This window comes from Micromonospora sp. NPDC002411, from assembly GCF_053592955.1.
Window position 1 is genome coordinate 1 of sequence record NZ_JBSFBM010000200.1, and the last position, 12591, is coordinate 12591.

Sequence of the window (12591 nt, forward strand, 5' to 3'; positions counted from 1 at the left end):
CCTCGTCCAACGCGACGGGCACGTTCTGCAGGCCGGCCAGGAACATCAGCATGAACGTGCCGGCCACCAACTGGCACCCCCACCTGCGGGAGTTGCTGACCCGAGCGGAGCCGGCCAGCGCCCTACCGATCAAGGTGTCGACCTCCGAGCCGGTGCCTCCCTGGAAGAGCAGCACCGTCACGTTGCTCGGCGACGCCATCCACACCATGACCCCCGGTCGCGGTGTCGGCGCGAACACCGCGCTTCGCGACGCCCGCCTGCTCTGCGAGCAACTCACCTGCGCCACCGCCGGTGACAAGACCCTGCTCCAGTCCGTGGCGGACTACGAGGCGGCGATGGCGCCGTACGGCTTCGCGCGGGTCGCCGAATCGTTGAACCGCAGCGGCACCAGCGGCGACGACCGGATGTACCGGCCGGTGGTGGGCCGGCTCGCGCTGCTCGGCGCGCGCGGCTACTTCGGAGTGACGAGCCGGGTGCCGCGGCTGCGCCAACGGTTCGTCGACGACTTCCACACCTATGAGGGCGATCGGGACTGAGTCGGGCAACGGCCACCCGGGCTCGGCGTACCCCGCCGGGCCCGGGTCTCGTCGTGCCGTGCCGCGCCGCGGCTGTGTGGATGCGGCTGTGTGGGGGCGGTCGGACCGGGCTTCCCGGCTGGTCGGGGCGACGCTGTGTCACCCGTCGGGTACCGGCTGACGTGGTAAACCCGCCCACAGCGCCCCTGGCCGAGCCTCTCTCTCATCGGTAATGAGCGTGTGCGAAGCTGCGGCGAGTTTTTCTCGTGACTTTTCCAACGAGGTGAGAGGGAGGTTCGCCGTGGCGTGGTCTATCGGACACTCGCTGATAGTGGTACTGGCACTGTTGCTGGGACTGGCCGCCGGGTGGCTGCTGCGCGGCCGGCGGGGCGTGCAGGGCAAGTCGATAGTGGAGGGTGACCCGGTCGCCGGACTGGCCGTGATCTCCACGCCGACGCCGGCTGCCACGACCGACGAGCCGCGGCCCGCGGCCGCCGTCGACCCGGCGCCGACCGCCGTCGCCGACGAGCCGGTACCGGTGGACACGGTCAGCGCGCCGGCTTCGGTGACCGACGCGGACGCTCCCACCCCGACGCCGGTCCCGGCGGACGCCCCGAGCACCGTCGACCCGTCCGACATGGCGCTGACCGAGCCTCCGCCGCCCGTACCGGTCGCCGAGCACGATGCGGATGAGCTGCGGCCGGAGCCCGCAGCGGAGTCCACTCCCGAGCCGGTCGCGGTTGACGAGCAGCACGTCCCGACGGCCGTCGTCGCCCCCCGCAAGCCGGCGGACGACCTCCCGCCGGTCGACACCACTCCGGCCGACGAGCCCGCCGTGGTCACCTCGACGGACGAGCCCGCCCGTACCGCTTCGGCTGAGGAGCCGGTCGCCGTCACCCCGGCGGACGACGCGGAGACCAGGGCCTCGGCCGTCGACCCGGAGCCGGCGACCAGCGACGCGACGCTCGCCGGTCCGGTGGACGCTGAGCCGGTGGACGCTGAGCCGGTGGACGCTGAGCCGGTGGACGCTGAGCCGGAGCGCTCGGCCGTGGCGGCCCCTCCGGTGCGGCCTACCGACACCGCTACCCCTCCGGTCCGTTCGGCCGACGACACCTCGATCACCAGCTACGAGGGCGACCCGACGGGGCCGGCCGACGACTTCCGCCGCATCCAGGGGATCGGACCGAAGATGGCGGCGGCGTTGCAGGACGCCGGCGTGCGCACGTACGGCCAGCTCGGTGACCTGGACGAGCCGGCGCTGCGCGACCTGATCCGGGCCGCCGGTCTGCGCGCCGCACCCGGGCTGGCCAGCTGGCCGCAGCAGGCCCGCGTGCTCGCCGGCGCCGGCGACGAGATGGCCGCAGTGCTGCCGAACAGCAACCAGGCCTGACGCCTGACCTGGAGCCCCCGGCCGGCCGTCCACCGCGACGACCGGCCGGGGGCTCGCTCGTCGGTGGCGGAACGACGATCCACTCGACGGTGCGAGGCCCGCGGTAACCGCCGGACGCCGGACGTCCCGGAACCCGGGCCGACCGACCCGGTCGGGGGAAGTCCGGGCAATTCCGGGACCGTGCTGCCGGCCTGTCGTTACCGTCCGTTGAGGTGGGCCGGACAGGTCCGTCGAGTCGACCGGTTCCGCAGGAGTAACCCGTGCACTTCCCCGCGCCGGATCCTGCGACGCCGCAGGCCAGCGGCCCTCCGGTGCGAGATCCGGAGGGCCCGCGCCGGGTGACCCTCCTCGAACTCTTCTTCGACCTCGTGTACGTGGTCGCGCTGGCGCTCATCTCCCGGACGATGGTCGAGCAACTCGACTGGCACAGCGCCGGGCAGGCCCTGATCATGCTGGCCGCCGTCTGGTGGACCTGGGCGATCACCACCCTCGTCACCGACCTGTACGACCCGGAACGCACCGAGATCAAGCTGCTGATCAGCGCCGTGATGTTCGGCGCGCTGCTGATGACGACGGCGATTCCGGAGGCGTTCAACGACCGTGGGTTCGTCTTCGCCGGCACCTACGTGGCGATCCACCTGGGGCGCGGGCTGTTCCTGATGCCGGCGGTGCGGCGTCAACCGCAGACCCAACGTCGGGCGGCGCGCATCTTCGTCTGGTTCGTGGTGTCGGCGATCCCGTGGCTCATCGGCGCATTCGTCAGCGGGGAAGCCCGGATCATATGCTGGGCGATCGCGCTCGCCATCGACTACCTCGGTTTCCGGCTCGCGTACCCGGTGCCAGGGCTCGGAGTGGTGCCGGAGAAGCAGCGCAACGTCACGGCGGAGCATCTGTCCGAGCGTTACCAGCAGTTCTTCATCATCGCGCTCGGCGACTGCATCCTGACGATCGGCACCATGTTCAGCCTGGAGCACAACGAGGCCGAGAACCTCGCGGCGTTCGCGGTGGCGTTCCTGACGACTCTGCTGCTCTGGCGGATCTACGTGCACAAGTCCGGCGAGCTGCTGCCGAGCGCCATCAAGGCGTCCGAGTCGCCGAGCAGGTTCCTGTTCAGCGCGCCGTACACCCATCTGTTGATGATTTCCGGGGTGGTGACCACGGCGTCCGGCTTCCACCTGGTGCTGCACGAACCCACCGGGGAGACCCCGCCGGCCTGGCTGGCGGTGATCCTCGGCGGCCCGGCGCTGTTCCTGGCCGGCCGGGCCTCCTTCGAGTACGAGGTGTTCAGCCGGGTGTCCTGGTCCCGACCGGGAGGCATCCTGGCGCTGCTGACCATCGCCCCCGCCGCGCTGTACGTGCCGCCCATGGTCACGTCCCTGGGGGCCCTGGTGGTGCTGGTCGCGGTGGCATACGCGGACTTCCGGCGAAGCCACGGCAAGCCGCCGGAGCCCCCCAGCCCACCGCACTGAGCCGGCACGCGAGCGCGGCCCGATCAGCGTGGAGTCGTCGACCCGGGACCGCCGCCGCTCACACCAGCGCCCCGGCGTACCCCCGGACCTGCAACCGCTGCCGGGCGGTGCCGGCCAGGCGCACCTGCAGGCCGAGCGGCGCGGCGGCCCGGCGGACGTCGTCCAGGTGCAGCGATCCGTGCCGGTCCACGGTGAGCACGGGCGGCTCTTCGAGCTCACCTTCCGGCGCGTGGAAAGAGAGCAGGGTGACCGAGGTGGTGAGGTAGCCCGGGTATGCGGCGCGGGCCGCCGCCTCGTCCCGGTGCGAGAGCACCACCAGGTCGTCGAGGTGGGCGAAGTCGGCGGCGAGAGCGCCGGCCTTCCAGTGCGCCGGCTCCTCGGCCGCCCCGGTGAGGTGCCGGGACCGGTTCGCCGAGGTGATGTAGAGGTGGTCCGACCCGGTCTCGGCGAGCGCCCGCTCGAAGAAGGCGTTGGACGGGCAGGTGAGACCAGGTGCGATCACCTGGGTGGTCCGCAACCCCTCGTCGACCTGGACGAGGTGCTCGGGGATCCGTTCCGCCGCCGGCCCCCGGAAGCCGAACGGCCCGGCCCCGTAGAGGGCGTCCATCAACGCCCGCACCCGCCCGATCGGCAGGCGCGGTGAGATCCGCGTCCAGTCGTACATCCCCGGGATGCGTCCGATGGCGGTGGTGATGCTGCCGACGTGGTGGGCCGGACGGCCCTTGGCGAGGTTGACCCGGCGCACGGTGGCCGCGTCGGGACGGGTGACGATGGCGTAGAAGTTGGCGAACGCCGCCGCGACGACCGCACCGCCGGCGAGCGCGCGGGCCGCGACCGCGACGTCCTCGGGGCGGTCGATGTACAGGGGCGGTGTCGGGGCGTCCATGAGTCCTCCTCGGCGGGGCCGTGAGGCAGTTCTACGTCCACCGGCCCGTACGACGGCGAGGTCGGTCGGCGATCCGATAGCGCGCCCGTGCGACAGGGTGCGGGTGGCCGATGCGCGAGCGGTACTCAACGGTGGACCGCATCGGCCGGACGGACGATTCGCGGGGTCGTTGCTGGGGACCGTTAGCCGCGGGACCCGATTGGGTACAACGCCTGCACCTCAGCAATCCACCACATTCCTCAGGAGGCAGCGATGCGCGGCACCTCGATACTCGGAGTCATCGTCGTGATCTGGTTGTTGATCGGCGCGGTCGCCGCCGGCCAGCGCGGTTACTACAGCGGCGACGACACCAACTGCGCCGAGGCCGGTACGATCCTGGTCACCATCGTGGCCGGGCCCTTGAACTACATCGGCGCCAACCCCAAGGTCGACTGCAAGCTGCCCGAGCCGTCCAAGTAGGACAAAGGCTTTCCGGCCCAGGCCCCGGTGTGGGCCTGGGCCGGCGCGCTTCAGTTGTTGTAGACGATCGAGTCGCAGCGGCCGTTGTAGTCGTCGGGCCTCGAGTAGCCCAGGCAGACGAAGACCTCGGTCCAGCGGTACTGGGTGCCCACGCCGGACTCCCAGGACAGCCGGGCACCTCCGGACGACGAGGTGTCGTCGACGGCGATCGCCCCGCTGTACCCCCGGTTCCAGTAGACGTACACCCGGGCGGCGTAGCCGTCGCCGCTCAGGTCGGTGACGGTGTTGGTCCGGTTCGTGTCCAGCCAGGCGTAGCCGGCGCTGTTGACGCAGAGGGTGGCGGTCGCGGTCGCTCCAGGCCCGCCCTTCGGGCTGGGCACGTCGCCCCTGCCACTGAGGCAGCCCTCCGCGAAGGCCGGCGAGACGCCGGTGAGGGCTGTTCCGCCCCCGAGGACGGCCGCCACGAGCACGGCGGCGGCACGACGGAACACACTGTTGGTCATCCTGACTCCCCTGTTGGCTCTGCCGCGACCGCTACGGCCGCCGACACTGGTCCACGCCTGACCTCGTCTGGCGGTGAGACCGCCCTCGGTCGGGTGGCTCCGCCGGACGAGGAGAAGTCTGTTGGCCCGACGGTGACCGCCGGAAGGGGTGTCCGCTGTTTCGAACAGCCGGCCGGGTGTTCGACCTGGTCACGGGCCAGTTCGGAGATGTTCGAGAGCCCTGTCGCTGTCGTCGCGGGTCACGATGTCGGCCCTGTCCGCCCCGGCTGCGCCCAGGTCTGACCGTTGGCGACCCCAGGCTGCCAGCGGCTCGAGCGCGTCGTTGAGTCGGACGCCGTTTTCGGTCAGCGAGTACTCGACGTGGGGTGGCACCTCGTCGTAGGAGACACGGCGCACGACACCGTCCGCCTCCATCTCGCGCAGGTGTGAGGTCAGCACCTTCTCGGTGATTCCCGGAAGCAGTCGACGCAGCTCACCGAAGCGGCGCTGGGGATGCTCGTGGAGCGCCCAGAGGATCAGCACCTTCCACCTGCCGCCGATGACCTCCATCGCGGTGTCGATCCCGCAGATGTGTCCGTCCGGTGTGCCCGGCCGGTTCAGCGTCGCCATGCCGCATCCTCCTGACGTGCACGCTCACCCCGGGGTAACCACCCACTTCGAAGTGCGTACTTGATCATTTGCGGGACTCTGACAAGCGTAGTCGGCATGGCACAGAACACTCTCGAGAAGACCTCCGTCACCGTGCTGGGGCTCGGCGCGATGGGCACCGCGCTGGCGCGTGCCTGGCGTACCGCCGGGCATCCACTCACCGTCTGGAACCGCACCCCGGCCCGCGCCGCTGCGCTCGCCGCCGAGGGCGTGCGGGTCGCGGACAGCGCCGCGGACGCGGTCGCGGCGAACACCCTCGTGGTCGTCTGCCTGTTGGACGACACATCGGTCGGCGAGGTGCTGGCCGGCGCCGACCTGACCGGCAAGGACCTGGTCAACCTGACCACCAGCACCCCTGACCAGGCCCGCGCCCGCGCCGGATGGGCACGGGAGCGGGGCGCCCGTTACCTCGACGCCGGGGTCATGGCCGTCCCTCCGATGGTCGGCACCGCGGACGCTGGTGGCTACGTCATCTACAGCGGCTCTCGGGAATTGTTCGAGCGGCACCAGGAGACCCTGGGCGTACCGCTCGGCACGACCTACGTGGGCGAGGACGCAGGCTTCGCGGCCCTGTACGACGTGGCTCTGCTCAGCGCCATGTACGGGATGTTCGCCGGGGCCGCGCACGCCTTCGCGCTGATCCGCCGGGAGGACATCGACCCCGCGGCACTCGCCCCACTGCTCGCCGACTGGCTCGTGGCGATGGCCCCGACGGTTCACCACACCGCCGACCAGCTGCGCCATGGCGACTACACCAGGGGTGTCGTCTCCAGTCTGGCCATGCAGGTGGCCGGCGCCCCGACCTTCCTGAGCACCGCCGAGGGGCAGGGCGTCAGCACGGAACTGCTCAGCCCCTACTTCGACCTGATGCGCCGTCGTCTGGCCGAGGGCGGTGGCGAGGAGGACCTGACGGGTGTGATCGACATGCTGGTGCGGCGGCCGACCCCTCGCCGTTAGGAGACGTGACCGCCACACCCCGCACGGCATCCTAGGAGGCTGGTTTGCGGTCCCGGTGACGTTTGTCGGTGCTCCGGTCGGGAACCGACCCGGCGTCAGTCACGCTCGCGGCGTCGGGAGCAGGGCATGCAGATCGGCTACAAGCTGGCCTCGGAGGGGTACGGCCCTCAGGAGATCATCCGGCAGGCCGTCCTGGCCGAGCAGGCCGGTTTCGACTTCGTCGAGATGAGCGACCACTACCACCCCTGGCTCGACGCGCAGGGCCACTCGTCGTTCACCTGGAGCGTGCTCGGCGCTATCGCGGCCAAGACCACCACACTGCGCCTGGCCACCGGCGTCACCTGCCCCACCGTCCGCTACCACCCGGCGATCATCGCGCAGGCCGCGGCGACCATGGCGCTGGTCTCCGACGGACGGTTCACCCTCGGGGTGGGTGCCGGCGAGCGACTCAACGAGCACGTCGTCGGGCAGGGTTTCCCCAGCGTACGAGGGCGTCACGAGCGACTCCGCGAGGCACTGGAGATCATCCGGCTGCTCTGGCAGGGCGGCTACCAGTCGTACGAGGGCCGGCACCTGCAACTCGAGGACGCCCGGGTGTTCGACCTGCCGGACACCCCGCCGGTGATCGCCGTGGCGGCCAGCGGCGAGGCGTCGGCCCGACTCGCCGCCGAGCTGGGCGACGGGTTGTTCGCCACCGAGCCGGACGCGTCGATCGTCGAGCACTACCGGCGCGCGCACGGCTCGGGCCCCCGCTACGCCGAGGTTCCGTTGGCGTGGGCCACCGACGAGCAGCAGGCGGTGCAGGCGGTGTTGCAGACCAGCCGGTGGCTGGTCACGGGCTGGAAGGTGATGAGCGAGCTGCCGAACCCGGTCAACTTCGACGCGGCCAGCGCGCACGTCGAGGAGAAGCACATCCGTCAGCTCTTCGCCGTCGGCCCCGAGCCGGAGCCGCACGTCGCCAAGGTCCGGTCGTACGTCGACGCCGGCTTCGACCACATCGTCCTGCAGAACGCCGGTCCCGATCCGGACGGCTTCCTGGACTTCTTCGCCAACGACCTCTCCGGTCGCCTGCGCGGGCGGAGCTGACCCACCTGCGGCACGCGAACACCCGGACGTGCCGAGGCCGCCCCGACTGATCGTCGGGGCGGCCGGCTGCGCGTTCGGGATGGGTGCGCGGTGTCCTCAGCGGAAGCAGTGCGCGATGGGCACCTGGCTGCCCTCGCAGTTGGTCGGCTCGTTCTCGACGACAACGCTCTCGTCGTCGATCTTGACCTGGGCGTGCGAGGCGAAGACCCCGCCCGGCTTCAGCGTCGACGCGTTGTGGGTGATCTTGCTGGTGTAGATCGCCACCGAGCCCGCCGTCGCGTAGATGCCGCCACCCGTGGACGTGGCGCCGACCGCCTCGTTGCGGGTCACGTCACTGCCGCGGACCAGCAGGTTCGCCTTCTCGGCGTAGATGCCGGCGCCGAGGCCGTGGGTGGTGTTGCCGTCGACCACGCTGTCGTCGAGCGGGGTCAGGCCCTTGACGGTCGAGATACCGCCGCCGTTGACGGTTGACGTGTTGCCACGGATGGTCATCTTGCGCATCACCAGCACCGCGTCGGAGTTCGCGGCACCGCCGCCGACCTGCGCGGTGTTGTTCAGCAGTTCGGTGTCGGAGACCTTGGTCCGGGCCGAGAAGCTGGCCAGCCCGCCACCCTGCACGGCGCTGTTCTGGGTGAAGGAGACGCTCTCCACCTCGGCCGCACCCCGGTAGTTGCCGAGCCCGCCGCCGTACGCGTTGGCGCTGTTGCGGTGGAACTCGGAGCGCTTCAGCGTCAGCACGCCACCGTTGAGCAGGCCCCCGCCCTTGCCCGCGGCGCCGGAGGCGCTGTTGCCGATGAACGTGGAGTCACTGACCACCATGTTGCCGTCGTTGAAGATGCCCCCGCCGCCGCCCTCGGGTGACAGCGACGTGCTCTGGGAGACCGTCACCCGCTCCACCACGGCCGTGGCGCCGTGCACCACGTGCACGCTGCCGCCCTCGATCGCCGAGCGGCCGTTGTGCAACTCCACGTCCCGCAGGGTCAGCTCCCCGCCGTCGCGGACGGTGAAGAACCGGAACGCCGCGGCCTGGGCGTCGCGGGCGATCGTGGCCCCGGCGCCGTCGATGGTGATGGGCTGGTAGATCACCGGCAGGCCGGCGGTGTCGTCGGCCGGGTTGTGCGGGGGCGCCTCGGCGTCACCGGGGGTCTCCGCGGCGTCGGCGGCCTCCCGGGCGTCGCGGATCCCGCCGTCGTACTGGTCGGTTTCGTGGAACGCCTCGGTGAGGACGTAGCGGCACTTGGGCGCGAGGCGGAGTTCCGCCCCGCCCTCGGCGTTGGCCGTCACCAGCGCCGCCACCAGCTTCGCGGCGTCGCAGGGGACCGACACCACGCCGCGCTTGCCGGTGCCCGGGGTGGTCGGGCGGTCCCGCTCGCCATCGCTGCGCTCGCGGTCCTCGCCGCTCCGGTCGTCGGCCCGCCGGTCGTCGTCGCTACCGGCCGTGCTGAGCCGGCCCAGACCGGGAAGGGCGAGGGCCCGGTCGGCGGCGGCGGCCACGCCTGCTGCTCCGGCCGCTCCCACGACCAGGCTCCCTGCCAGCAAACCGCTGGCCAGGAACCATCGGGACCGCCGCCTGGGTCGGGTCGCGCGGTCTCCTCCTGGGTACGTGGACATCAAGAATGCCTACCTTCCTGCCTTACTGCCGTGACCGCGCGCCGATCAGGGCGCGGGGCGCTCGACGTACCGTCGACCACCAAACGTCACGATAAATCCGCAATACGGACAGGAAGGTGTGAACGTGAATAGTGCCCTTATTCATCTTCGGAACCCACCAAACGGGGGCATCCCGATCACCCGCCGACGTGGATGCCGGGGCGTCGTAGCGGGTCGCGCTCGGTCCGGCGGATGATCTCCCGCACCACCGGAGGGGTGTCCCCCCGGCCGAGAATGAGATAGCGCGCCAGGTGCGCGATCGGGCTCCCCTCCGACCACTCGAAGTGCGCGTGCGGCCGCACGCCGGTCGCGTCCCGCAGGGCCAGCAGGATCGCGGCGATCGCGTTGGGCGCGGCCGGGCTGCTGGCCCGCAGCACCCGGAAGCCACTCACCTCGATGCCGTGCACCCGCAGCACCTGACTGAACTCCGACGGGTCGACCACGTCGATCTCCAGGAACAGCACGTCCGCCGCCCCGGGTACCGGATTCATCCCGCGCTGCGCCCGTTCCTTGACCGTGTACTCCTTCACCGAGCCCTTCTGCCGCTTGTTCGCGATCAGGTGCAGCTGCCCGTCATGGGCCAGCGACTCGGTGATGAACCGACGGGCCGGTTCGTCGAACTCGATCCGCTCGGCACGCAGCTCGGTGGTGCGGGTGACCCGGGACACCAGCGAGACGGCGATGATGCCGAGGATGAACAACGCCGAGATGGTGATCCCGTCCGGCTGCTCGATGACGTTCTCGACCAGCGCGTACAGCAGCACCAGCGTCAGCACCGTGAAGCCGATCGCACCCACACGCTGGTGGCGGCGGGCCGCCGCGATCGTCACCGCCACCGCGCCGGAGACCATCATCGCCAGGATGCCCGTGGCGTACGCGCCGGCCTGTGCGTTGACGTCGGCCCCGAAGGCGATCGTGATGCCGACGCTGACGACGGTGTAGACGATCACCACCGGGCGCACCGCCCTCGCCCACTCCGGGGCCATGCCGTACGAGGGCAGGTAGCGGGGCACGATGTTGATCAACCCGGCCATCGCGGACGCGCCGGCGAACCAGAGGATGAGCACGCTGCTCACGTCGTAGACGGTGCCGAAGGCCTCACCCAGGTACCTGTGCGCCAGGAACGCCAGCGCCCGCCCGTTCGCGCCGCCACCCGGCCGGAACTCCTCCGCCGGGATGAGCAGGGTGGTCACGAATGTCGTCGAGATCAGGTACACCGACATGATCAGGGCTGCTGTGGTGAGCAGCCGACGCGTGTTGCGGATCCGGGCGGCCAGGCGGGCCTGTTTGTCCGGCCCGTCGGCCGATACCAGCGGCATCATGCTGACCCCGGTCTCGAAACCGGACAACCCCAGCACCAGCAGCGGGAAGGCCAACACGGCGGTGAGCAGCACGTGGCCCGGTCCGGCGCCGGTGGTGGTCAACACGGCCGTCCAGTCCGACACGATGCCGGGGTCCTCGACGATCCGGGCCACCGCCACCCCGACGATCACCGCGTTGAGCGCCAGGAAGATCGCGACGAGTGGGATGGCGACGACCACCGCCTCGCGGAAGCCGAGCAGGAACACCCCGCCGAGGATGAGCAGCAGCACGACGGTTACCGCGACCGGCACCAGGGCGCCCTCCGGGGCGTCCGGCAGGTACGGGTTCTCCAACAGGTGCACCGTGGCGTCGGCCGACGAGAGCGTGATCGTGATGATCCAGGAGGTCGCCACGAAGCCGAGCAGCACGAGGACGAAGACCTTGCCCCGCCAGAACGGCAGCAGCCGCTCCAGCATCGCCACGGAACCCTGACCGTGCGGGCTGTCGTGGGCCACCCGCCGGTACATCGGCAGCATGCCGAACAGGGTGAGCGCGACGATCAGGAGGGTCGCCAGCGGGGAGAGCGCGCCGGCCGCCACCGCGGCGATGCCCGGGAGGTACGACAGCGTGGAGAAGTAGTCCACCCCGGTCAGGCACATCACCTGCCACCAGGCGTGCGTGCGGTTCTGCCCCTCGCTCGTCTCCGGCCCGGGCGGCTGCACCCGGTGCTGGAAGAGCCAGCGGCGCAACGGGCTGGCCGGCGGCGCCGAACGGGCCGGGGTGTCCACGCGTTCGGGCACCACCACCCCGGGCCGGCCGCCCGGGTGCGGGCGGGCCGGGTCACGGGCCGCCCGCAGCGCCGGGTCCGGCCCGGTCGGCGCGTGGCGGCGTCCACCCCAACGTCGGGCTCTCGCCCGGTGCTCGTCACCCATCGTCAGTCCCCACCCTCACCGGTCCTGACCCGACGGTAGGCGGTGGCCGGGCGCCCAGCCGGGCGAACCGGGGACGTGAACGCGCTGCTCAGGACAGGTCCGGCACGGCGAGCAGTCGGGCCAGTGCCGGCGGGTCGGCGACGGTCACCGTCGCCGCCGGGTGTCGTACGCGCCCGCCGGGCACCAGCGCCGGCACCGGCGCGCCGAAGCGCAGACAGATGCCGCCCGCCGTGCTGCTACCGAAACTCGCGCCCCGGTCGACCATCGACACGTGCGGCCCGATCACCCGCCACCAGCGGTACGGGCCGCTCAGCTCGACGGCGATCACGTTGGCCCGTGCGGTGCGCAGCCGCCACGGCCCGTACCGGATCATCAGGTCCCGGTCGGTCACGACGACCCAGGCCGTCGCCGGGCGGACGCCCACCAGCGCCAACACCGGGCGGAACACCGGATCGAAGCGGAACGGGAACCGCGTCGCGACGTCGGTCACCGGGCACCCGGCCGGGCGGTGGGTCGGGACACCGGGCCACCCGGACGAAGGGGCCCGGGCCGCGCGGGCCGGGGTCGGGCGGCGGGCCGCCGCCGGGCCAGGACGGTCATGGCGCGGGCGTACCCGTTACGCGCCCGCCGACACCCGCGAAATCCCGCACCGTCGACGCCCTGCCCCACCGCCGGCCGACACCCCCCGGGCCGGCCGACGGTACTGGCCGACCCACGGAGCTGGATCGCCTCCGGCGAGCTGCGGGTGCAGCGGGTGGCCGACGCCGGTGCCGCCGACTTCACCATCTACCTGG

Annotated in this window: 11 protein-coding genes and 2 pseudogenes; 7 read left to right on the plus strand and 6 right to left on the minus strand. The window is 71.6% G+C overall.

What is annotated here, in order from left to right; translation table 11 throughout:
• Window positions 1-68 precede the first annotated feature (68 nt).
• The 3 genes and pseudogenes from ACWCO3_RS22290 to ACWCO3_RS22300 form a co-directional block, all read left to right on the plus strand.
• A pseudogene (locus ACWCO3_RS22290) lies at window positions 69-536 on the plus strand (FAD-dependent oxidoreductase); the annotation flags it as partial.
• Window positions 537-816: 280 nt separating this feature from the next.
• Window positions 817-1905 carry a helix-hairpin-helix domain-containing protein gene (locus ACWCO3_RS22295; protein WP_450011808.1) on the plus strand — a complete coding sequence of 363 codons (1089 nt, stop codon included), beginning with the start codon at window positions 817-819 and terminating at the stop codon, window positions 1903-1905.
• Window positions 1906-2165: 260 nt separating this feature from the next.
• Window positions 2166-3374: a low temperature requirement protein A gene (locus ACWCO3_RS22300; protein ID WP_450011810.1), complete on the plus strand. Its 1209-nt coding sequence runs from the start codon at window positions 2166-2168 to the stop codon at window positions 3372-3374.
• Between the two features lie 58 nt (window positions 3375-3432).
• Here the strand turns inward: ACWCO3_RS22300 and ACWCO3_RS22305 are convergent, their stop codons facing one another.
• A complete protein-coding gene (locus tag ACWCO3_RS22305) occupies window positions 3433-4260 on the minus strand; it encodes a hypothetical protein (protein ID WP_145781481.1) in 828 nt (275 codons plus the stop codon).
• 252 nt (window positions 4261-4512) lie between these two features.
• Here ACWCO3_RS22305 and ACWCO3_RS22310 point away from each other — a divergent pair, with 252 nt between their 5' ends.
• Entirely contained in the window at window positions 4513-4719 is a 207-nt protein-coding gene (locus ACWCO3_RS22310; protein WP_088989422.1) for a hypothetical protein, read from the plus strand.
• Window positions 4720-4769: 50 nt separating this feature from the next.
• On the opposite strand, the gene ACWCO3_RS22315 is transcribed toward ACWCO3_RS22310, so the two are convergent.
• Together ACWCO3_RS22315 and ACWCO3_RS22320 are read right to left on the minus strand one after the other, a co-directional pair.
• Window positions 4770-5222, minus strand: a complete 453-nt coding sequence (locus ACWCO3_RS22315; protein WP_145781478.1) for a hypothetical protein — start codon at window positions 5220-5222, stop codon at window positions 4770-4772.
• 189 nt (window positions 5223-5411) lie between these two features.
• Complete coding sequence (locus tag ACWCO3_RS22320) at window positions 5412-5831, minus strand: winged helix-turn-helix transcriptional regulator (protein WP_145781475.1); 420 nt, start codon at window positions 5829-5831, stop codon at window positions 5412-5414.
• Between the two features lie 96 nt (window positions 5832-5927).
• On the opposite strand from ACWCO3_RS22320, the gene ACWCO3_RS22325 reads away from it, so the two are divergent.
• The gene (locus tag ACWCO3_RS22325; RefSeq protein ID WP_450011813.1) at window positions 5928-6827 is read left to right on the plus strand and encodes an NAD(P)-dependent oxidoreductase; all 900 of its coding nucleotides are present in this window, start codon (window positions 5928-5930) and stop codon (window positions 6825-6827) included.
• Window positions 6828-6953: 126 nt separating this feature from the next.
• Window positions 6954-7913, plus strand: coding sequence for a TIGR03557 family F420-dependent LLM class oxidoreductase (locus ACWCO3_RS22330; protein WP_450011814.1), 960 nt, complete (start codon window positions 6954-6956; stop codon window positions 7911-7913).
• Window positions 7914-8009: 96 nt separating this feature from the next.
• Here the strand turns inward: ACWCO3_RS22330 and ACWCO3_RS22335 are convergent, their stop codons facing one another.
• From ACWCO3_RS22335 to ACWCO3_RS22345, 3 genes are all read right to left on the minus strand, one after another.
• A complete protein-coding gene (locus ACWCO3_RS22335) occupies window positions 8010-9524 on the minus strand; it encodes a right-handed parallel beta-helix repeat-containing protein (protein ID WP_358163812.1) in 1515 nt (504 codons plus the stop codon).
• A gap of 176 nt (window positions 9525-9700) precedes the next feature.
• Window positions 9701-11797: an APC family permease gene (locus tag ACWCO3_RS22340; RefSeq protein WP_208745014.1), complete on the minus strand. Its 2097-nt coding sequence runs from the start codon at window positions 11795-11797 to the stop codon at window positions 9701-9703.
• An 88-nt stretch (window positions 11798-11885) separates the two neighbouring features.
• Window positions 11886-12287 (minus strand): hypothetical protein, encoded by a 402-nt coding sequence (locus tag ACWCO3_RS22345; protein WP_145781465.1) that lies wholly within the window; start codon window positions 12285-12287, stop codon window positions 11886-11888.
• A gap of 108 nt (window positions 12288-12395) precedes the next feature.
• Between ACWCO3_RS22345 and ACWCO3_RS22350 the strand changes: the two are divergent.
• Window positions 12396-12591: pseudogene (locus ACWCO3_RS22350) on the plus strand (hypothetical protein); the annotation flags it as partial.

Coding starts and splice junctions, on each gene's coding strand:
- ACWCO3_RS22305 (WP_145781481.1), bottom strand. CDS start 4,260: ATGGACGCCCCGACACCGCCCCTGTACATCGACCGCCCCGAGGACGTC.
- ACWCO3_RS22310 (WP_088989422.1), top strand. CDS start 4,513: ATGCGCGGCACCTCGATACTCGGAGTCATCGTCGTGATCTGGTTGTTG.
- ACWCO3_RS22315 (WP_145781478.1), bottom strand. CDS start 5,222: ATGACCAACAGTGTGTTCCGTCGTGCCGCCGCCGTGCTCGTGGCGGCC.
- ACWCO3_RS22320 (WP_145781475.1), bottom strand. CDS start 5,831: ATGGCGACGCTGAACCGGCCGGGCACACCGGACGGACACATCTGCGGG.
- ACWCO3_RS22325 (WP_450011813.1), top strand. CDS start 5,928: ATGGCACAGAACACTCTCGAGAAGACCTCCGTCACCGTGCTGGGGCTC.
- ACWCO3_RS22330 (WP_450011814.1), top strand. CDS start 6,954: ATGCAGATCGGCTACAAGCTGGCCTCGGAGGGGTACGGCCCTCAGGAG.
- ACWCO3_RS22335 (WP_358163812.1), bottom strand. CDS start 9,524: ATGTCCACGTACCCAGGAGGAGACCGCGCGACCCGACCCAGGCGGCGG.
- ACWCO3_RS22340 (WP_208745014.1), bottom strand. CDS start 11,797: ATGGGTGACGAGCACCGGGCGAGAGCCCGACGTTGGGGTGGACGCCGC.